This is a genomic window from Paenibacillus sp. FSL L8-0663 (assembly GCF_038008125.1).
Classification (GTDB): domain Bacteria; phylum Bacillota; class Bacilli; order Paenibacillales; family Paenibacillaceae; genus Paenibacillus; species Paenibacillus polymyxa_D.
The window spans coordinates 5,389,459-5,410,180 of the sequence record NZ_JBBOYM010000001.1; the positions used below are offsets into that span (position 1 = coordinate 5,389,459).

General features: G+C 47.2%; 15 protein-coding genes. 4 read left to right on the forward strand and 11 right to left on the reverse strand.

All coding sequences use genetic code 11. The features are described 5' to 3' along the window. Positions 1–202 precede the first annotated feature (202 nt). Both MKY75_RS23910 and MKY75_RS23915 read right to left on the reverse strand, forming a co-directional pair. Positions 203–2,497 carry a glycoside hydrolase family 2 protein gene (locus MKY75_RS23910; RefSeq protein WP_340886764.1) on the reverse strand — a complete coding sequence of 765 codons (2,295 nt, stop codon included), beginning with the start codon at positions 2,495–2,497 and terminating at the stop codon, positions 203–205. Between the two features lie 200 nt (positions 2,498–2,697). Then, positions 2,698–3,762, reverse strand: coding sequence for a LacI family DNA-binding transcriptional regulator (locus tag MKY75_RS23915; protein WP_340886767.1), 1,065 nt, complete (start codon positions 3,760–3,762; stop codon positions 2,698–2,700). Positions 3,763–3,905: 143 nt separating this feature from the next. On the opposite strand from MKY75_RS23915, the gene pepT reads away from it, so the two are divergent. Together pepT and MKY75_RS23925 are read left to right on the forward strand one after the other, a co-directional pair. Next, positions 3,906–5,141, forward strand: a complete 1,236-nt coding sequence (gene pepT, locus MKY75_RS23920) for a peptidase T (RefSeq protein ID WP_029518703.1) — start codon at positions 3,906–3,908, stop codon at positions 5,139–5,141. A gap of 198 nt (positions 5,142–5,339) precedes the next feature. Then, positions 5,340–6,176 (forward strand): methyl-accepting chemotaxis protein, encoded by an 837-nt coding sequence (locus MKY75_RS23925; protein WP_340886770.1) that lies wholly within the window; start codon positions 5,340–5,342, stop codon positions 6,174–6,176. A 194-nt stretch (positions 6,177–6,370) separates the two neighbouring features. On the opposite strand, the gene MKY75_RS23930 is transcribed toward MKY75_RS23925, so the two are convergent. Then, the gene (locus tag MKY75_RS23930) at positions 6,371–7,246 is read right to left on the reverse strand and encodes a DNA-binding protein (RefSeq protein WP_165145785.1); all 876 of its coding nucleotides are present in this window, start codon (positions 7,244–7,246) and stop codon (positions 6,371–6,373) included. A 559-nt stretch (positions 7,247–7,805) separates the two neighbouring features. Between MKY75_RS23930 and hxlA the strand changes: the two genes are divergently transcribed. Both hxlA and hxlB read left to right on the forward strand, forming a co-directional pair. Further along, positions 7,806–8,441, forward strand: a complete 636-nt coding sequence (gene hxlA / locus MKY75_RS23935; RefSeq protein WP_013312540.1) for a 3-hexulose-6-phosphate synthase — start codon at positions 7,806–7,808, stop codon at positions 8,439–8,441. 5 nt (positions 8,442–8,446) lie between these two features. Beyond that, positions 8,447–9,004: a 6-phospho-3-hexuloisomerase gene (gene hxlB, locus MKY75_RS23940; RefSeq protein WP_340886772.1), complete on the forward strand. Its 558-nt coding sequence runs from the start codon at positions 8,447–8,449 to the stop codon at positions 9,002–9,004. Positions 9,005–9,183: 179 nt separating this feature from the next. On the opposite strand, the gene MKY75_RS23945 is transcribed toward hxlB, so the two are convergent. From MKY75_RS23945 to MKY75_RS23980, 8 genes are all read right to left on the reverse strand, one after another. After that, positions 9,184–11,316 (reverse strand): endo-1,4-beta-xylanase, encoded by a 2,133-nt coding sequence (locus tag MKY75_RS23945; protein WP_165145779.1) that lies wholly within the window; start codon positions 11,314–11,316, stop codon positions 9,184–9,186. A 62-nt stretch (positions 11,317–11,378) separates the two neighbouring features. Then, a complete protein-coding gene (locus MKY75_RS23950; RefSeq protein WP_029518710.1) occupies positions 11,379–12,302 on the reverse strand; it encodes a carbohydrate ABC transporter permease in 924 nt (307 codons plus the stop codon). A gap of 567 nt (positions 12,303–12,869) precedes the next feature. Next, complete coding sequence (locus MKY75_RS23955) at positions 12,870–13,850, reverse strand: ABC transporter permease (protein ID WP_340886774.1); 981 nt, start codon at positions 13,848–13,850, stop codon at positions 12,870–12,872. Between the two features lie 14 nt (positions 13,851–13,864). Continuing rightward, complete coding sequence (locus MKY75_RS23960) at positions 13,865–15,532, reverse strand: ABC transporter substrate-binding protein (RefSeq protein ID WP_029518712.1); 1,668 nt, start codon at positions 15,530–15,532, stop codon at positions 13,865–13,867. A gap of 210 nt (positions 15,533–15,742) precedes the next feature. Next, positions 15,743–17,506 carry a sensor histidine kinase gene (locus tag MKY75_RS23965; RefSeq protein WP_029518713.1) on the reverse strand — a complete coding sequence of 588 codons (1,764 nt, stop codon included), beginning with the start codon at positions 17,504–17,506 and terminating at the stop codon, positions 15,743–15,745. Then, positions 17,503–19,134, reverse strand: a complete 1,632-nt coding sequence (locus tag MKY75_RS23970; RefSeq protein ID WP_340886776.1) for a response regulator — start codon at positions 19,132–19,134, stop codon at positions 17,503–17,505. Before MKY75_RS23970 ends, MKY75_RS23965 begins: the two co-directional genes overlap by 4 nt. Positions 19,135–19,407: 273 nt before the next feature. Then, positions 19,408–20,181: a class I SAM-dependent methyltransferase gene (locus MKY75_RS23975; RefSeq protein WP_029518715.1), complete on the reverse strand. Its 774-nt coding sequence runs from the start codon at positions 20,179–20,181 to the stop codon at positions 19,408–19,410. Positions 20,182–20,295: 114 nt separating this feature from the next. Continuing rightward, on the reverse strand, positions 20,296–20,637 hold the full coding sequence (locus MKY75_RS23980) for a cupin domain-containing protein (protein WP_069012219.1): 342 nt from the start codon (positions 20,635–20,637) through the stop codon (positions 20,296–20,298). Positions 20,638–20,722 lie beyond the last annotated feature (85 nt).

Consider the following 20,722-nt stretch of genomic DNA (forward strand, 5'->3'; position numbering starts at 1 on the left):
TCCAATCTATGAACGTAACGTTAAGTGACTCAGTAATAAGACACAATTTAAAAGACTCATAGATTAACGTACCCTATATATGTAAAAAAGAGTTGCCCTCTCAGATCCTTTACAGAATCTGCGGACAACTCCTTTTTTAAATAATGGAAGGCTCAAACGTTATAAAAAGTGGCTAGTAGGATTGTATGTTGCCTTTGCTTCATTATTGCACGTGAAGGCTCAATTCCTGCGGACCGAAACGGGAAGGCGCAGAAACCTTCACACGAATTTGTCCAGCCTCCCCCTTCGACCGAATCCAGAATGCAATACGTCCTCCAATCAGAGATAAGCTCGAAGGACCGATCAATTCACCCACTCCCTCGACCTCCACCGAAACGGGATCTGCATAGAACGGCAATACATTGCCGTATTCGTCCAGAGCATCGACTACCACTCGAGTGACATCCCAATCGCCGGCTTCCAGCACTGTATCATCTGCAGCTAGGCGCAGCTCTGTCGGCACCGGATTACGTGAATAGTATCTACGTATTACTTCTTGCCCATTTACGTACCCAATGAATACAGCGTCTTCCCACTTCATGCCCCAGTGGCCTGTCAACTCGTCGATCACGACAGGGGGGTGAGGAAGCGCTGGGTACTTCTCTCGGTTCGGACGATAAACACCTTTGCGCTCATGACCGTAGATGAACTCCACCTCATCGCAATTGGTGAACACGACCAGCGGCACGATGCCTCCGATATTCCGCTCGCCACGCGACCAGTAAGTGACCGGCTCCATAACGACTTCCTGTTCGACGTTCTTCTGGCTCCGGTACACGCTCGCTGCAAATTTAGGCAGGCGGAACATATCCATGACACCGTGGTAGCAGATTTTATCACCGGAACCAAAATCAGCATGCGTGTTATAGTCAAAAGCACACCAGCCAATCGCTCCGGCAATGCCCTCATCGGCATAGGAAGCATTTTGGACCCGCGTATGGCGCAGTGCATGCTCCATTACCCGTTCCTCCTGGTCAAAACGCTTAGTCGGGTACATATGCCCGTTATATTCCGTTACCAGATAAGGGACCGGATGATCCAGCTTTGTAACGAGAGAAGGCTGGCGCAAGCCTGTCGTTTCGCCATCTACGCCTTCTGTATCGTCATACGTATCAAAATTGCGGATTTCCTTCGCCAAATATTTTTTGTGCCCACCATCATGAACAAAATCATTTATCGTATATACGTCTTCCAGCAGCTCACTGCCTACAATATAACGCACACCACCCGTAGCACGGGTCGGATCTAGCTTTCGTGCCAGCTCATTGGTACGCGTGTACAGATCATGATCATCCTGCGACTCATTAATTCGTACGCCCCAGATGACGATGGAGGGATGATTACGATCACGGATAATCATGTCCTCGACGTCCCTCACCGCCTGGTCCTTCCACGCTTTACCGCCAATATGCTGCCAACCCGGAATCTCTTCGAAAACGAGCAATCCGATCTCATCACAGCGGTCTAGAAAATGACGGGACTGAGGGTAGTGGGATGTCCGTACCATATTCAGCCCCAGCTCCTCCTTGAGCACATCTGCATCACGACGCTGCGCTCTTTTGGGCATAGCATAGCCAACGTACGGATAGGATTGGTGACGGTTCAGGCCGAGCAGCTTGATCTTCCGCCCGTTCAAGTAAAAACCGTCCGGCTGAAATTCGGCCTCGCGGAAGCCAAAGCGCACGGTCACCTGATCCAACTCTTCTCCGCCTCGTAGCAGCGTCAGCTTCGCTTCATATAGCTTGGGACTATCTATATCCCAAAGCTGCAGGTCGCCCAGCTCTTTCAGCTCCAGCGTTACTTCTGCCGCCGTCACCGCTGTCAGCTCGGTCTCCGCCTTCACGCTCGCTCCGTCCAGCAGTTGCAGCGCGACCGTCAAGTCGTCCTGCTGATCGCCGATGCCCTCCAGCTCCACGACTAAGCGCACCGCCTTATTTGCCGCAAGCGGCTCCGGTGTCTGAACGAATACCGTTCCGAGGTGTACAGGCTCCACTATTCGCAGCTGCACTTCGCGGTAAATACCGCCGTAGGTCAGATAGTCGATGACTGCCCCAAAGGGAGGGATGTCGTCCCGTTCCGTGGAATCGACAATGACCGTGAGCACATTGGAGCCACCATACTCGGCAAGTTCGGTCAATTCAACACTGAACGGTGTATATCCACCTTTATGCTCCCCCGCCTTTACCCCGTTTAGATATACCTGGGCATAGGTCATGACTCCTTCAAAATCAACATACACTCGCTTACCTTTGGCATCTGCCGGAATGTCCAGCTCTCTTTTATACGTAGAAATAAACTGAAATGCCTTGTCGTCAAAATAATTGTACGGCAGCTCTACATTCGTGTGCGGCAGCTGAACTGGCTCATACCGACTCGCATCAATGCCTGCGCTTACTTCGCTCTCGACATATTCAGGAAGGTAAAACCATTGGTCATTCAACGGCAAAATGGTACGCATGGGCAGTCACCTCAACCTTTTATTTTTCACTCTTATACCATAGTAAAATATTTGAGTAAAAATAACGAGTAAAACTTGGTAAAATAAATATATGTTAAATGTAAGCATTTACAAGACAATTGTCAATCCATTTTTGTATCTTTTTACAATCAAAAAAACAGCCCCGGAAGGCAGGGCTGTCCAAATCCATAACGTTGATTTTATGGGGCATCGGTATGTAGCGGCGCACTGCTGTTGCGAATCATTAGCTCGGTCGGAATGATGACCTTGCGCCCTACCTCGTTGGGACCGTTGCGTACCGTATGCAGCAAGAACTGAACACCCGTTTCTCCCATCAGTTCGGTATGCGTTTTGACCGTTGACAGAGATGGGGTCAAATATTCCGCTGTCGGAATATCATTGAAGCCAACAATGGAGATCCGTTCCGGCACCGCAAGGTGATGCCGCTCCAGTGCCTTTAACACCCCAATAGCCACCGAATCGCTCGCAACAAAGAAAGCTGTAGGCAGGTTTTCTGGTCCTGCCAAAATAGCCGCTTCCATCGCACGGAAGCCGTCTGCCGCCGTTCCGCCGCACACATGAATATCATCCGACGTGCACAGCCTGTGCTGTTCCTGATACCGCAAAAATGTCTCATAGCGAGCATCTAGATCCGCTCGTTCGAAATCATGGGACTGCTCATCCTTGCCCATACCTACATATCCGATGTGACGATGGCCTGCGCCCATCAAATAATCCAGTGCATCAGCTGTAGCGCGAGCAAGGTCAATGACCACATAGTCTGCCCCTGTGCGCTCTACCGAATGATCCAGAAAAACGCAAGGAATGGGCAGTTCCAGCATACGTTCTACCTCTTCGCTGCTAAAATGCCCCAGCACGATCAGCCCATGCAGCCCTTCGGATGACGCCTTCAGCGCAGTCAGGTCCTCTCTTCTGAAAATACGCTCCAGCTGTGCCCCGCTTTGGCGGCACTCTTTTTCCACGCCAAACCGGATAGACAGATAATAAGGGTCTTCCAGTTCCTCGTACACGCTAAACCAGTGCACCATACCCAACCGGATGGGTCCCTCCGCCTTCTTGCGGGGCTGACGACCAATACCGCCATTTTTACGTTTAACAGTCGTATATTTCATACGCTCGGCAACCTCAAAAATTTTGCGCCGCGTTTCCTCTGATACAGACAGTGTCTCATCATAATTTAGCACTCGGGAGACCGTGGATATCGAAACCTCTGCCTCCTGGGCGATATCTTTTAACGTAGGCATTGCAGACTCCTTTAAGATTTTACTCTATTTTTACTTTTATTTTACTATTATCCCTAAAAGGTTCAACCATTTTTTTCATATTATAAGCCTAATCATGATAAAATACCTACCATAATAGAAATGACACCAAGGAGGATATCCACATGAAACAGGAACTGATTGACCGCCTGACTACCTATGTTCAGGTAGATACCCAATCTGATGAAAGCAGCCACACTTGCCCCACTACACCTGGACAGCTTACATTGGGCAACCTTTTGGTGGACGAATTGAAAGCCATTGGTATGACAGACGTAACCATTGATGATCATGGTTATGTGATGGCAACCCTTCCTTCCAATACGGATAAAGTGGTTCCCGTCATCGGTTTTCTCGCTCACCTCGATACGGCTACCGAACTGACTGGTGCAGGGGTAAAGCCGCAATTGACGGAAAACTATGATGGGGGCGATATCACGCTGAATGCTTCGCTTGGTGTGGTTCTTTCTCCACGTGAGTTTCCCGAACTGACTCAATATAAAGGCCACACCCTGATCACAACAGATGGTACCACCCTGCTCGGTGCAGACAACAAAGCCGGGATCGCAGAAATCATGACAGCTATCCACTACCTGATTGACCATCCAGAAATTCAACATGGCAAAATTCGCGTTGCTTTTACACCGGACGAAGAGATTGGGAGAGGACCGGAACGCTTTGATGTAGCCGCTTTTGGCGCTGAATATGCCTATACGGTAGACGGCGGACCGCTCGGAGAACTGGAGTATGAGAGCTTTAACGCCGCAGCCGCCCATATTACCATTCACGGTGTGAATGTGCATCCTGGTACGGCTAAAAACAAAATGATCCACGCTGCCAAAATCGCTATGGAGCTGCACAGTCGGTTACCTGCAAACGAAGCCCCGGAATATACAGACGGATATGATGGCTTCTATCATCTCTTGGATTCTACAGGCACCGCAGAACAAGCTAAACTGTACTATATTATCCGTGATTTTGACCGCGAGAGCTTTGAAAACCGGAAAGCTTATTTAACAAATGTAGTCAAAGAGCTGCAGGCCGCATATGGAGAAAACCGTATTGCGCTGGAGCTGAGAGATCAATATTACAACATGAAAGAGAAAATAGAGCCAGTCAAGCATATCGTCGATGTCGCTTATGAAGCAATGACAAAGCTGAATATCGAACCCATTATCAAGCCGATCCGTGGCGGTACAGACGGTTCACAGCTATCCTACATGGGACTGCCTACACCGAATATTTTTACAGGTGGGGAGAACTACCACGGTAAGTTTGAATATGTGTCGGTGGACAACATGGTGCTCGCTACCAAGGTTATTGTGGAAATCGCACAACTGTTCGAGCAACGCGGCAAGTGAACTACCTATACGCAGCACTGACACGTTCAGATTAAATAGAAGGCATATCGTTTCGTAATGGAAACGGTATGCCTTTTTTTCTGATGCTTTCACTTCCTTAAAGATTCAATATCTTTATAACTTTTATCCATCTTTAGACCGACAACTATATACGAGACTATAAAAAATATACCTAGTAAAGAAAGGTAGGTTATCTATTTGAATACAATAGATGCATTAATTGCAGCCATTCCCTACATACAACAGATCATGCGTGAGAAAGTGACCCTTGCTCTCTTCGACCGAACTCATGTCCTTATGTATACCCAATCGGAGGGTATGGACCTCGGCTTTGAAACAGGCTCGGAGCTACTCGAGGACTATAAGGATTTTGCCATGCTTAAAAATGGACGTGAGACCAGCCTGACCCACATTCCTGCTGAAATTCTAGGGTTTCCTCTGGATATGATCAGTATTCCTGTATTGGACGAGAAAGGTGAAGTCATTGCAGCATTTGCGGCCTCTTATAATTTGACTAACAAAAATCAACTGGATCAATTCGTATCCGAGAACCGCTCCATCACCGAGCAGCTCATTGATATGGTACAGCATGTAGCAGCTCATTCCGAGGAACTTCAGGCAACCAGTGAACAAATTTTGAAAAACACCCAAATCGCTGTGCAAAACTCGGGTAAAATCAATCAGGTAGCTGTGTTCATCAAGGAAATTTCCGATCAAACCAACCTGCTTGGATTGAATGCAGCGATTGAGGCCGCGCGTGTCGGAGAAGCAGGAGCAGGCTTTGGTGTCGTCGCTCAAGAGGTGCGCAAGCTATCCGTAGAATCCAAAAAGGCGACGGTCGATATTGAAGGGGCCCTTAAGGATGTACAGAACTCCATTCATCAAATGGAGCAGGAAATTGAGCAAATCGTTTCTTCTTCTCAGGAGCAGGCGACTCTGGTAGGCTCTTTCACTGAAGTGATGGACCGTATGCAAAAGGCGAGTGAAACGATGCAACATCTGGCCAATAGCCTGACTTCGTATGTCGTAAAATAAATTTTGGCATAAAAAAGAGAGCACACGGTTCGCAAAATGCGTAAAAGTGTGCTCCCCTTTATGTACAAAAGGCCTATCGGGCTTAAGGATCTAAATCTGAAACTCAAGCAGGATAAGAAAAAGAAAAAACACCATGATTTGAAGGAATCACAGGGTCTAACCCTTCCCAAATATTTCCCACCGGAAGAGCAATACTAAGAGACGCCAAGGCCATAGTTACCGAGATTAATGCCTTTTTCAGCATGAAGCCCCCTTAATAAAATGGTTTGGTATTGCTCTTGCTGTGATGGTGTTGCCCAATCTCGATAAGTCTCAAACAGAGCAACCAATGTCCTGAAATTGGCATCCACTTCTACATTGGCAGAGAATTGCAGAGAATCAAGAACATAATTTAAGGCAACGGAGTACTGCTTCTTCTTGAAATGGTAAATGGCCAATTGGTTGACCAGTTTTAGATAATATACGCGGTTTGCTCTATCTTCATAACCTTCAAATATTTTAATATCATCAGCAAAATCGTTCAGCAGGTCGTCTATATTCCAATTATTCAAGTTAGCCGCTTCCGCAATACCAACCAATCCTGGAAGTAACTCCTCTTCATTGTCATGAAGAAATTGAACGTACTCAGGCAAAAGTTCCCTTCTCCCCGAAAGTAACTCAATCGTAAATAAATTGGCCTTGGCGAGGAAACGGAATCTCTCTACTTCTTCGTGACCGCTCTGATCCAGCCCCATAAACCAGCCCATTTCGCTATACTTCATAATATAGTTTCTAGCTTCCTCATACTTGCCCATATTCTGATAGTAAATAGACTTCGCCAGATAACTGTAAGCATAATAAAACACTAGCGGGTGTTTGGTGTCCAATGTCTCATACTTGCCGTCTGCAGCATTTCTCAGTTGGGTGTGATACAGGTTTTCAGCCAACGTATGCAGAAAGTCTGCTACTCTGTTCGCTTCATCCCAATCATTATGTGTGTAGCTGAGTCTAAACAACTCACAAGCTTTATCGAGTTCGTGACTGTCCGACAACAAATAAATGGCTTCCCTTTGGTTCAAGACCTCTTCCATTAGACCCCGCCTCCCTAGCCTGAAAATTGCGGTTACCCCTAGCCCAATGGCTATTTTTCAGGGCAGTTATGCTGCTAGCCTCCATTTTTGCATACCGTATATTGCAAATATAGTCAAAACCTAACTTGAAGTCAATTCAATCATCGCTATCTTCTTTTTTTTTGCAACCTTACATTGCTGTGTACGGTTATGGATTTTGCAAAATTCGATTCCAGTCGCTTCGAAGTGCAAGATATAGACGAACCAAACCATTTCGATCTATATCTTGTTCATTGGAAGTCGCTTATGGGATTTTTGCAAAATCCTCGGTTACGAATAGTTGACTCTCCTTATAGAAATAATACTAAAAAAGACAAAGTATAGGCTCTCTCATGGATGGTTTTTATGATGCTATAGTATCGTGGGGGTAACTACGTTACGAATTAGTGCGTACTTTTCAACCGGATAGCTGGGCCTTACAATCAAACCTGTGCATGAAATTAAAGTATAGAGTAATACTCAACAGAGCATGTACCTGTTCATCAAAATACAAATTCACTTAAGGAGTGAAGTTAATACCATGGAACTTCAATTGGCTTTAGACTTAGTAGATATCCCGCAAGGGATTGCATTGGTAAAAGAAGTAGAGTCGTATATTGACATCGTAGAAATCGGTACGCCGATTGTCATCAATGAAGGACTTCATGCAGTAAAAGCAATGAAAGAAGCATTCCCGAATCTGAAAGTGCTGGCTGACCTGAAGGTTATGGATGCAGGGGGCTATGAAGTGCTAAAAGCTTCCGAGGCTGGTGCAGATATCGTTACGATTTTGGCTGTAGCTGAAGATGCAACAATCAAAGGCGCAGTAGAAGAAGCGAAAAAACAAGGCGGCAAAAAAATCCTGGTGGATATGATCGGTGTTAAAAACCTGGAGCAACGCGCGAAAGAAATTGACGCTCTGGGCGTTGACTACATCTGTGTGCATACAGGCTACGATCTGCAAGCTGAAGGACAAAGCCCGTTCGAAGCACTGCAAACCGTCAAAAAAGTCGTGAAAAACTCCAAAACTGCTGTGGCTGGCGGTATTAAGCTGAGCACATTGGCTGAAGTCGTGAAGGCTCAACCAGATCTGGTTATCGTCGGCGGTGGTATCACTGGCGAGGACGACAAAAAGGCTGTAGCTTCCCAAATGCAACAGCTCATCAAACAAGGTTAACCTCAATGGAAACCTCTCAATATTTATCTGAGGTACTCAAGGAGCTACAGTTGGTTCCACAATTGATCAGTGATACGGAATCGGAACAGCTGATCCACTCCATCGCCGCTGCGAATAAGGTATTCGTGGCAGGTGCGGGCCGCTCAGGGTTCATGATTCGCTCGCTGGCAATGCGGCTGATGCATATGGGGATTCAAGCCTACGTGGTCGGGGAAACCGTAACTCCCGGTTTGGGCGAGGGCGATCTGCTCATTATCGGTTCAGGCTCTGGTGAAACCAAAAGCCTGATCTCCATGGCAGAAAAAGCAAAGAAACTCGGGGCCTCTCTGGCGCTACTAACCACGTCCCCCGGTTCCACCATTGGCAAACTGGCCAATATCATCGTCAAGCTGCCCGGTGCACCCAAGGATCCTTCCAACAAGGATTACCAGACGATTCAGCCTATGGGCTCATTGTTTGAGCAAACCCTGCTGTTGTACGGTGATGCACTGGTACTCAGAACGATGGAGCTGCGCAAGCTGACCTCCGAATCTATGTTTGGCCAACACGCTAACTTGGAATAAACCGCGATTCCTTTACGATAACAAAGCAGGCTGTCCTTCACATGTGAAATGTAAAGGACAGCCTGCTTTTATGCTTGTATAAGCGGACGTTCGATACAGCATACATGCCAATCCATACTTCCGTAAAACCGCCATTGCGTTCAGGTGAGATAACAAAGGCCGGCATGTATTCAAACCATTTATTCGTTATTCCCTGCTGGCAACGGCGGGACTTTGGACGAATCAGCAAGTGCCCAATAGGCATATTTGGCCTTTAACTGTTCGTCGAATAATAGCGGCTTATCCAGCCGGGCTATTGGAAACGTGCTGAGCCACGTATTTCCATCATCCGTACCCCAAATCGTCACATTGCTGATATGATCCTGCTGCCTTGAAAACATATCGAACAGCGCCCGATAGCGGTGAGCCTGCCGGATCAGCATAGATTCTGGAATCGTTTCATAGCGATCTGTGTCATTGGAATAAAGACCCATATCCAGCTCGGTAATCTGATTATCCAGACCAAGCGAAGCAAACTTTTCGATGGACTGCTCAATCTCGCTAATAGCGGGAAACTCTAGGCGGATATGCGATTGGTGGCCTACCCCGTCAATCGGTACACCTTTAGCGAGCAGATCACGTACCAAATTGTACAGAAAATCCCGTTTCTTCGGCTCATGCGTGTTGTAATCGTTAATGAATAGTCGTGCGTTCGGGCCCGCCGCTTCCCTCGTGACACGGAATGCTTTTTCAATATAATCCGTACCGGTAATCTGATACCACTTGCTGCGGCGCATGCCACCCGGCTGATCAGGATCAATGACCTCATTCACCACATCCCAATCGGTGATGACATTTTTATACCGCGCTGCAACAGCGCGAATATGCGTCTCCAGCCGATCCAGCAAAAGCTTTTTATTTTCAGCAGTCGGTGTCATCGGCTGTCCATTCTTATCCTTGAACATCCAATCCCCAGTTTGGTTATGCCACACCAAGGTATGGAAGCGAATCTCTAGTCCGTGCTGTCTAGCAAACTGCACAATTTGGTCTGCTTCCTCCCAATGGAACTGTCCCTCGGACGGTTGTAAGGAGATTGGCTTCATCGCATTCCCTGCAACGACGCTGTTAAAATGCTTCTGTACCAACTCTCCGTAAGCCCCTTCGGTCTGAAAAGCTTCAATCGCCGTGCCGATGCTGAACTGTCCCCCATATAATCCATGCAAAGAAGGAATGTCCTTTTCAATAGCCAGTGGTGGTACAAGTGACAGTTCGAAATCATCCATATAAAAGGAAGACGTTCCTTCTGCCGTTTCCAAATACATAGAAACAGTGTCTGCATCATGCGCGAGCGTATACGTACCAGATAAATGCATCCATCCCCCTGTCGTAGTAGCCGTGTCGCCTACAACAGTTTCATACGAACTATTCCCTTGGTGATCACGCTGCACGCTGAGCCTCACCTTGGCAGGCTGCTCACCCGGCGCCAGCTTCACCCAGGCACTGACCGTATATCGGCTGCCCTTTTGCATCGTAGCAGTCACATCCAGCTTCGGTCCGGCATATGTCTTTTGTCTGCCTGTTGTCAGCAGACTGTATGAGCCGCTTCGTGCATCGGCATCCGAAACCTGCACGGTCTCGGCTCCCATACGGGACACCCATCCTTGAGCCGTACCCTCTTCAAACCCGGATACGATACCATGGGCCGGCTCCGTTGGCGTCTTCGATACCTGTGTTATTTCTACCTCATCCACATAGTAGGCCTGCGCGGGATTCGAGCTTTCCACATACAGCTTCAATGCATCCATCCCCCCGGTAAAAGTATATTTCCCCTGAAGTTTAATCCACGATGTATCCGCCGTCTCCGTCTGCGCTACCGTCTTCCATGTCGTAGTCCCGTCTGTCGGCTGCTGCTCCACTGTAAGTTTAACCATGCTCGGAACCGCAGAATGACCATCTAGCTTCACATAGCCACTAATTTCATACTCTACATCCGGCTGCAATAGCGACTTCACATCCAGCTCCGCCCCGTTCCAAGCCGCTGTGCGGGCGGTTGCCTTCAGACTGTGCGTGCCGCCATATGCTGCTTCCGTGACAGATGCAATTTGGGTATAAGTTCCCCGGGGTTTCCAGCCGTCGCTGTTTCCTTGCTCAAATCCATACGTTCCAATGGTCTTATGGATATTACCCGCTGACAGCACCGTATCCGAAACGGGCGGGGAATGTTCTATAGACGGAGCTGCCTTTAGTACAGACGCCCCCCACCAACCGACAGGCGATAACAACAGCGCTCCAGCCAGTACCAGACAAAAAGGCTTAACCCAACATGACCGCAAAGCAATCCCTCCCGTACTCCGATTTTTTGGAATTGGTATTTGGCACCATTGGTTTTCATTTACTATCCTTTGACACCGCCCAAGGTCATACCCTTCACAAAGTATTTTTGCAAAAAGGGATAAACTAAAATAATAGGCACTGAAGCGACAATCGTCATCGTGGCCCGAATTGAGGTAGGCGTGACCGACTTCGCTAGATTTTCCGAACCAGCGAATTGGCTCGCATAGTCCTGAGTGTTAACAGACGTGTTGGAATTTTGCAGTATTTTCATCAACTCATATTGAAGAGTGCTCCATTGTTCATATGACGAATTGTACAAAAACACATCGAACCAGGAATTCCATTGCGCGACTGCTGTAAACAGCGACACCGTCGCTAGCACGGGAACACACAGCGGTAAAACGATGCGCATAAAAGTGGAAAACTCCCCAGCCCCGTCAATACGCGCCGACTCCAAAATCCCTTCCGGCAATCCCTCAATAAAGGAGCGAATAACAATCACATTAAACACCCCAATCAATCCCGGCACAACATACACCCAGAAAGTCCCCAGCATCCCAAGCTCACGAATCAGGAGAAAGTTCGGAATCAGTCCACCGCTAAAATACATCGTTAAAATAAAAGCAATCGAAACAAATTTACGCAGCACATATTCCGGCCGGCTGATCGTGTACGCCACCATCGCGCAGCAAAACACCGAAGTCACCGTGCCCGCAACCGTACGTAATACAGAAATCAGCGTAGCATGGAAAATCGTTGCTTCCTTGAACACAAATTCATAATTACTCCACGTGAATTCACGTGGCCACAAATAAATCCCGCCCCGTATCGAATCATTCGCTTCATTCAACGAAACCGCCAGCGTATTCAAGAACGGATACAGCGTGAACACCATCAGGCAGAGCATAAACAGAATATTGCACGCATCAAAAATCCGATCCGAGGGGGCCCGAAATCGCCCGTGTACGGCCTTTCCTTTACCCATGACTTCCGCTCCTTTCTAAAAAATAGCTTAAGCACCCAGGCATGTAATCCATACGATGGGTAGGATCATTGATATTGGAGCCGTTGTTGGTGCTGTGATATGAGTTGTAGTTTGTGTCAATTATTTTGTTAATGTCAGTTGTTATTAGAAAAGTTATTTTTCAAGCAGTTAATGAGGTCAGCGAAGCGGCCTGTTAAAAATCCACTGACCTGCACCCGTAGTATGGATGAGCTCGCACCTTCTGTTATCACCACCACTAGCAGTCCTAAAAACAAGCGAAAGCGAAGCTGAGCCAACCATCATGGCGCATTTACCCATGGAAGCGCGAGTCACGCGCCTTCCCTAAGCTCCCCCCTTGCCACTACCCTCAGTTCTCAAAAAAGTGACTTTACGGCGGGTAGCAGCGGAGCGGGCGGAATTGTTCTGAAGAAGCGGAGCGTTCGCCTTTATCCCCGGATTTTAACCTATGATCTTTATTCCAATAAGAAAATACGGGGATAACAGCGATCGGAAGAACAATCCGCACGCGAAGCGACAACGAGCCCTCCCCAGAAACTCACTCTTTTTTTAGAACAATCTCTCCTCCCCTAACCGCTTCGCAATATGATTGGCGCTAAACAGTAAGATGAAGCTGACCACCGTTTTGAACATCCCGGCAGCAATGGAAAGCGAGAAATTACCCATCTGGATACCATATTTCAGCACAAAAATATCCAGATTCTCCGAGTAATCCACGTTCATACCGTTGCCCAGTAAGTATTGCGGCTCAAAGCCGGATTCCAGCAGATTGCCGATGTTCATAATGAGCAGGATGATAAATACAGGCTTCAATCCGGGTAATGTCACATGCCAAATCCGCTGAAAACGCCCTGCTCCATCCATCTCAGCCGCTTCATACTGCGAGGGATCAATCATCGTCATCGCGGCCAAATAAATGATGGTATTCCAGCCGACATTTTTCCATACCTCCGATGCACCGAGAATGCCCCAGAAATAGCTTCCTTCGCCCAGCCACAGAATAGGCTCCTTAATCAATCCCAGCCACATCAGCACCTCATTGATGATGCCGTCATCCGCAGATAGCGCCGTACTAATGATGCTGGCCGCGACCACCCACGAAATAAAATGCGGTAGATAGCTGATCGTCTGTACCACCCGCTTAAATACGAGCTGACGAAGCTCATTCAGCAAAATTGCTAGTGTTATAGCGGTGACAAAGCCCAACACCAAATTAATAAAGCTCATCGCCAGCGTATTGCGCATGACCCGCAGAAAGTGTTCATCCTGAAACAGAAAATGGAAATGCTTTAATCCAACCCATTGCTGATCGAGCAACTTGCGGGCAGGCTTAAAATCCTGAAAGGCAATCGTCCAGCCCCAGATGGGCAAATACTTGAAGATGAACAGCCAGATTAAAAAAGGGACGGACATCCATACTAGTGCCCGTTGCTGATTCAGCTTGTGCATAAATCCCCTAAAGCCGGTTCGCCGCGAGGGCGGAAAATGATCCGGGGAGATCGTGACAGGTGGTGGTGACGAGTGGCCCATAGCTGCTTCCTCCTTTATTTTTTACCGGGATTTTCGATTTTTTTGGCAACCTCCTTCGTGATCAACTCCTCATACGCCTTTACATCCAGCTTGTTGAACTCAGTAGTGTATTCATTCCAAATCGCATCAAACTGTTCCGGTGCAGACAGCACCAAACGCGGGAAATATTTGCGCTGTAGGTCCCCCTTCTTTTGCTGGAAGAGCTGCGCAGTTGAGCCTTGAGCAATCGGAATACTCCAGGCCGGATACCATGGGCGCTCGTCAGGTGCGGAAAACATTTGCGAGAAGGACTCTACACCATAGACTTTTAGTAGCTTTTTATCTCCCTCGGTGTAGGACATACGCGCAACCTCAGGCTGCCGTCCGGGGCCAACCGAGTTACCGTCAGGCAGGGTAGAACCGCTACCGTATCGCGGCCAACTATATTCAAAATATTTGAACCCGAATGATTCGCGGAACGCGTCCTGACCAGTCTGCTTAATTTGCTCCTCAGTCCGGTAAAAGCGTCCTTTTTTATCTACATCATAGGTTTCCCCCTTGATTCCCCAGTTGGATAATATCTGGTTTTCGTCCGTCAGCAGGTTGTCAAAAAATTTGATGATACGTACCGGGTCCTTGGCACTGACCGTAATTCCTATGCCTCGGTTATTAACGAATGACGACGGATCAATGTACTGATCCTTTATATTCTGGTCGTATACAATAGGCAGCCCTATATACTCCATATCATCATTGCCCGATTGCTTGGCAGCCTCTTGCAGATTATTCAGGGCCTGCCCCGCCTGCCAGCGGTAGTCAAAAAAGCCCAGCACCTTACCCGAAGTCAGCTTCGCCAAATATTGATCGTAATTGTCCACAAAGGACGATTTATCAAATAGGCCCTCTACATTGAGCTGATTTAGCTCTTTCAGATACCGCTTTGTGATTTCCATATCTCCATAATCCGTGGCCCGGTGTGTCTTCATATCAATAATCGTGCCGCCATCATTCGGATAGCCTGCCAGATGCATCGGCGCGTTCGTAAGAGCATAAAACCTATCCTGCGTGGTTAACGCCAGGTACCCAGTCAAGCCCTCATCTGCATGTTTTTTCGCATAGTTACGAATCAGGGCTAAATACTCGTCAAGTGTTTTGATTTTTGGAAATCCCGCTTCTTTTAATACCCTGCGTTGCACCCAAAAGGCTCCTTGCTCCAAGTTAGGCGCAGGTAAATAATCGCCTACCACCGCACTGAGCGGAAGAAAATAAATGTTCCCATCCTCCGCCTTCATCAAGTTGTAGTACGGTCCATATACACGCTTAATATTCGGTCCGTATTTGTCGATCAAATCATTCAGGGGAATAAAAGCCCCGGCATCCAGCAGCTTATCGATCGTGCCATCCGGTACTATCACATCCGGGAAATCGTTACTGGCAATAAATGTACCGATCTTCGTATTGGAATCACCCACCAAATGCTCCAGCTTCCAGTTTACCCCCGTCTGATCCTCCAGGATCTTGCCGATCCGCGTTTCATTGGTATTAATGTCCCTGCCCGCAGTGGCATTAAAATACGTGAATGTGACTTTCTCCTTGCTATCTCCTGACGCTGGCTCCTTGCCCGAGCTCCCTGAGCAAGCAGTGATCATAGATGCCATCATAACCATTACCAGACCGATGATTCCGAACCTTTTGCTTGTCATGCCAGACCTTCCCCTTTCGCCCTCTTTTGTCGATTGTGTGTGAATATCGTGCGGACGTACCGCAAGCACTGGGAATCCCGCACACCCTAAATTGTAAGCACTTTCATTTTATAAAATGCCGTCCATTTCGTTCACCTGCCAATCTAAAGGTGTTACTTAGGAAACTATAGGTAAAGGTCCTTCAAAGCAAAATAGGTACCGCTCTCCACCTCACTCCCGATCCGCAGGAATCCTAATTCGTATCTCCGTACCCACGCCGGGGGCACTGCGTATGGCAAGCTCAAAGCGGCTCCCGTAGTAAAGTTTAAGACGATAGATGACATTTTGCAGACCTATACGCTCACCCATTTCTTCCTGCCTTTGCATGTAACCATATAAACGTTGTACCTGTTCCTCAGACATGCCCACCCCATCATCTCGAACCGTTAGAATCAGTTGTCCTTCCTCATGCTCAAAATGAATCTCAATGCGTCCCCCATGCTTTAGCGGCTCAATGCCGTGGATACTTGCATTTTCAACCAGTGTCAGCGCGACCATTTTGGGAAGCAGATTGTCCAAGTCTTCAGAGCGCGCCTGCACTTCGTACTGTATTCGCTCACCAAAGCGATATTGCTGGATTTCCAGAAAACAACGGATCAGCTCCAGCTCCTCCCGCAAAGTAACCCGATCCTTGTTCCACACCAGCGAATTGCGGAATATCCGTGCCATGTTATGAATAATGTGCGCTGTCTCATCCTCATGCTTCATCAAGCTCCTCATGCGAATCGTCTCCAGCGCATTGAACAGGAAATGGGGGTTGATCTGGCTGTGAAGTGCATTCAACTGGGCATGTCTGCGCTGAATTTCCAGATTTTTTCGTTGAATATCAGCCATATACACATCGTTAATCAGTCGCTTTATTTTCAGCGTCATCCGGTTAAACTCACCTGTTAATTGCCCGATTTCATCTCGCGACTCTGTACCGGGAATCAGCTCAAAATGCTGGTTTTTCACCTTTTTCATGTGCTTTAAAATACGATGAATCCTCACGTTCAGCGAACGTGTAATCCAGATAATAATTAATGTAGGTAACAGCATATTTACACAGGTTAACAAGAGCACAAAGTTGCGGGATTCCTGCATTTCATACAGCATTTCATCTCTGGATACCGCTGCCACAATGCTCCAGCCGTTCAGATTGCTCGTAAGCACATAATTCGTCTTGAACTCCATCGTGTCCTCGGGCAGCTTGAGGGTGCTATAGGCCACACTTTTGTGGTTTATAGCAACTTTGGGATCCGTTGTATATTCGATTTCCCCTCGTTCGTTCAGCAGAAAGAGACTTCCCTGCAAATTCAGGTTGTTGAAAATCTCACGAATGGACGACATTCGCAGTTCTATTTTCAGTATTTTTTCACGACCATTTTGGGAATAAAAGTAGTTCATCCGCCGAATCAGGCTGAAAGGGTGCAGCTGTTCGCCTGTACTGTCATCGGTACGTACAAATATAGGCTTGGACTGGCGTCCAGGCGGGATTTTGGTATACCAGGGCAAGCTTCTGACCCTCTCATCTATAAAACTGACTCCCCCGGAATCCAGCAGCGTTGAATTATCGGTGTAGATCGTAATTCCACCTACGGAATGGTATACAGGACTGTAATTATTGTTCAAGATACGACGTAAATAAGAGTCATAGGCAGCAATATAATCAGCAGGGTGGGGATATGTTTGTTCCAACACCTCATTGAGCTGATGATCGGTATAAAAGATAGACGAGATTTCCATCGCATCTTCAAATTCACGGTAAAATTCAATTTTAATCTGTTCCAGTGCACGCGAAATATCCTGAATACGCTGTTCTTTCACATTTTGTGAGGTAACATGGTAAAAAACCAGATTGGTCAACACTACAGGCGCGAAAACACACAGAAAATAAAGCAGCAGCATTTTATCCCGCAATCGCACATGATCAAGAGTCGTCCTCAGCATCTTCATTCGCCGGCCCTCTCTGGCTCGTCGCCAATACTCAGGCTGTTGCGGTATTCACTAGGCGTGGCGTGCGCCGTCTTTTCAAACTGGGTAACAAAATAGTCTGAACTGCCAAAGCCCACGCGCTCCGCAATTTCATAAATCCGCAGATCCGTCTGCCGCAACAAACGTTTTGCCTCCTGAACGCGCAATTTCAGCAAGAATTCGTTAAAGTACACACCATACGTTTTTCTGAACAATTGACCGAGGTACACCGGGTTCATGTAAAAGCGAGCCGCAATACTTTTCAGGCTTATATTCTCGGCGGCATGCTGCTCAATGTAAGCACGGATGTGCTGGATGCCTCCCTGCTGACAATCCTTGCGCAGAACCCCAATATACCTTCCACTTTCCTCTGCAAAAGCTGTAAACAATCGCTGTAGTTCACCCAGGGACAGGTTCATGTCCTGCCAGTTCATCATCGGTTCTAGTGACCGAAGTGAGCGCTCATCTCCCTGCATGTTTTGAATGACCCGAACGATACTAAGTACGCATTGATGCAAACTCATTTTCACAGCCTCAGGTGCATAACACTCCTCCCGAAAGCTGCTAAATAAATTATCCACGGCCACACGCAGCTCCTCCAACAGCAGTTCCTCGACTTGTTCCGTCATGCGATCCAGTACGTCCTGATGTATGGTCTTATAGTGGAGTGGTGGCATTCCCTCCTGTAGATATACAACAATACCGCTATGGTCATAAATGTATTTATGGAGCACTGCTTCCTTCGCACAGGCATAGGACTGCTGGATATCCTGCAACCGATTCACAGGCTTTCCTGCATAAATGAAAACCCGACTTCCCAGCTGGTCTTTTAGTGACTTCATCCCCTCTATCTCCTGTTGTAGCGCTTTCATAAAGACTTCGACCTTGCCTTGAAAATAGTTCAAAAAGAAGTCCGGTACGATAAGACCAATCCGGTTGCGATGCTCATGGACATAGAGAGGGTACTTGCCATCCATTAAACGATGAAGTGCTTGCTCTATAAGCTCCCTGAATTGGAAAAGCGATAGCATAATATTATTGTCACCAGAGCGCCAGGGATGTTGGTCATTCAGCTCGACGAGTACATAGTACATAGAAGTGGCCTCCTCAAGCCGTAGTTGCTGCTCCCACTGTGTCACCACTACATCATCCACTGGGTTCATCATCACAGTCTCTAACAACCCACCTGCATGGTGATTCTGATATCGTTGCGCATTCTGTTGTTCACGATGCAGTCTCTCACTCAGCTTGCGCAATGTAGCCGAAAAGTCACCCTCATCAATCGGCTTAAGCATAAAATCATGAACCCCATAGCGGATTGCCTGCTGCGCATAAGCGAAATCACTATAGCCGCTTAAGATAATAAACGCGGGATGTTCTGTACTCTGTTCGAGCACAGATCGAATCAGCTCTAATCCGTCGAGCACAGGCATACGAATATCGGTAATGACCAGGTCCGGGTGAATACGGCTGATTAGCTCCAGCGCATCCTCACCGTTATCAGCTTCTCCTACGATTTCAAAACCACAGGCTTGCCAATCCATGAGTTGAAGCAGCCCTTTACGAGTAAAGGTTTCATCATCTACCACAATGGCTCGATGCAGCTTCATAACACGCTTCCTCCTTTTGATGTACGCCTATTTTATTATTTTAGTTAACTATTCCAACGATCTTAGTCACTATGATAATGTAAAAACATCAGGGATTGGAAATTTTCACCACACCTATGATATGACAAATAGAGGGGTGCAAAGCATGCGCACACCAGCAGCCAAGCCAAGCAGCAAATATACAAAAAGGAGACGAATCCCTGAATGGGGGGTCGTCTCCTTTTTTTGCTATTGCGTAAAAAGCTTTATTATTCTCTTATTCGTGAATTCAGGCTATCGCTCAGCGATGATACTGACCGCTTGCAGATGGTCGGCGTACTTTACAAACTGCTTGCGCATACCCATAACCCTTGTCCGGGCAGCATGGTTACGCATAAGGTTAAAGGTGATTTTTCCAAGTCTCAACCAGCCCTCGTCCTGAATGATACGTGGCAGATGCAATAAGTGCATGGGAACCGTATAGATTTTAACGACCTTAAAGCCTTCCTCTTTCAGCAACTGTTCCCACTCTGACACCGTCAACGGTGTCGCGTTAACTCGCATGGCTACAGCCAAGTCCTTGTAAATTTGCTTTCTGAGCGCAGGCTCAATATGGCTAGGAGCAAGGCACATCTCATGGATAGCAAACTTCCCGCCTACTTTCAAAAGCCGCCTGGCTTCCGAAATAATCTGCGCTTTCTTGGCCCTTGTGTGCATCGTCAGCATGGCTTCCCCATATACCACCGTCGCAGAGGCATCCGGCAACGGAACTTGTTCAGCATCGGCAATAATGACTTCCCGGTTTGCTCCGCTTGCATACGTTTTTACGATAGAGGCCGCCTTCTCATTCTGTTCAATCGCAATATAACGGCGGGGATTAAGCTGTAGTGTGATTTGGGCAGTTATACCCAATCCGGGGGCAAACTCAATGACCTCATCCTGCCCGGTTACGTCAAGTCCCTCTATCATCCAACGTGTCGTTTTTAACCCTCCGGGCCTAAGCACGCGCTTACCGAGACTTGCTAATACCCAGTGCCCTGGCACCTGATTGTAATCTACTGTCTGCATTGGCCATTAACACCTCTTCTCAAAATTTGATAATGATATTCATTATCAATACGAGTGTAAAAAAAATAACCATTTTCTTTTTTTTATATGAGCATCTTGCTGCTATGTTCTCTTTTATATGTTTTGTGCATAGCTTTCACTTGGCGTTTGGGTCAACACTACATGCAGACTGGAATTCGTCTCTGAACCGCCACGATAGGAGAAGTGCTCATCGCCCGTAACATGAATGATATCCCCTTGGACAACTTCCGTTGCTTCGCCGTTCACAGTTACAGTGCCGCTGCCTTCAAGAACAAGCAAATATACATTCGCTCCCGGGTGATTATGTGTTGGCAGCTCGGCATTAGGAGTAAAGTTGAGAATAAAAATTACATTGTCGGCTTCCTTATGCACAATTCGTTTTGTAAAGGCTGCTTCCTTATATTCCTGAAATTGAATGAGGTTTGATTTTTTCATATTGGTTCACGCTCCTGTTTGGAATTAAATTGCTTAAGATGGATTTATACCTTTATTGTATTGGATTATTTCGCTCGCCTTGTGA

Excerpts from the sequence above, each read along its gene's own strand:
- MKY75_RS23910 (WP_340886764.1), bottom strand. The coding sequence starts at position 2,497 with ATGCGTACCATTTTGCCGTTGAATGACCAATGGTTTTACCTTCCTGAA.
- MKY75_RS23915 (WP_340886767.1), bottom strand. The coding sequence starts at position 3,762 with ATGCCTACGTTAAAAGATATCGCCCAGGAGGCAGAGGTTTCGATATCC.
- pepT (WP_029518703.1), top strand. The coding sequence starts at position 3,906 with ATGAAACAGGAACTGATTGACCGCCTGACTACCTATGTTCAGGTAGAT.
- MKY75_RS23930 (WP_165145785.1), bottom strand. The coding sequence starts at position 7,246 with ATGGAAGAGGTCTTGAACCAAAGGGAAGCCATTTATTTGTTGTCGGAC.
- hxlA (WP_013312540.1), top strand. The coding sequence starts at position 7,806 with ATGGAACTTCAATTGGCTTTAGACTTAGTAGATATCCCGCAAGGGATT.
- hxlB (WP_340886772.1), top strand. The coding sequence starts at position 8,447 with ATGGAAACCTCTCAATATTTATCTGAGGTACTCAAGGAGCTACAGTTG.
- MKY75_RS23950 (WP_029518710.1), bottom strand. The coding sequence starts at position 12,302 with ATGGGTAAAGGAAAGGCCGTACACGGGCGATTTCGGGCCCCCTCGGAT.
- MKY75_RS23955 (WP_340886774.1), bottom strand. The coding sequence starts at position 13,850 with ATGGGCCACTCGTCACCACCACCTGTCACGATCTCCCCGGATCATTTT.
- MKY75_RS23960 (WP_029518712.1), bottom strand. The coding sequence starts at position 15,532 with ATGACAAGCAAAAGGTTCGGAATCATCGGTCTGGTAATGGTTATGATG.
- MKY75_RS23965 (WP_029518713.1), bottom strand. The coding sequence starts at position 17,506 with ATGAAGATGCTGAGGACGACTCTTGATCATGTGCGATTGCGGGATAAA.
- MKY75_RS23970 (WP_340886776.1), bottom strand. The coding sequence starts at position 19,134 with ATGAAGCTGCATCGAGCCATTGTGGTAGATGATGAAACCTTTACTCGT.
- MKY75_RS23975 (WP_029518715.1), bottom strand. The coding sequence starts at position 20,181 with ATGCAGACAGTAGATTACAATCAGGTGCCAGGGCACTGGGTATTAGCA.
- MKY75_RS23980 (WP_069012219.1), bottom strand. The coding sequence starts at position 20,637 with ATGAAAAAATCAAACCTCATTCAATTTCAGGAATATAAGGAAGCAGCC.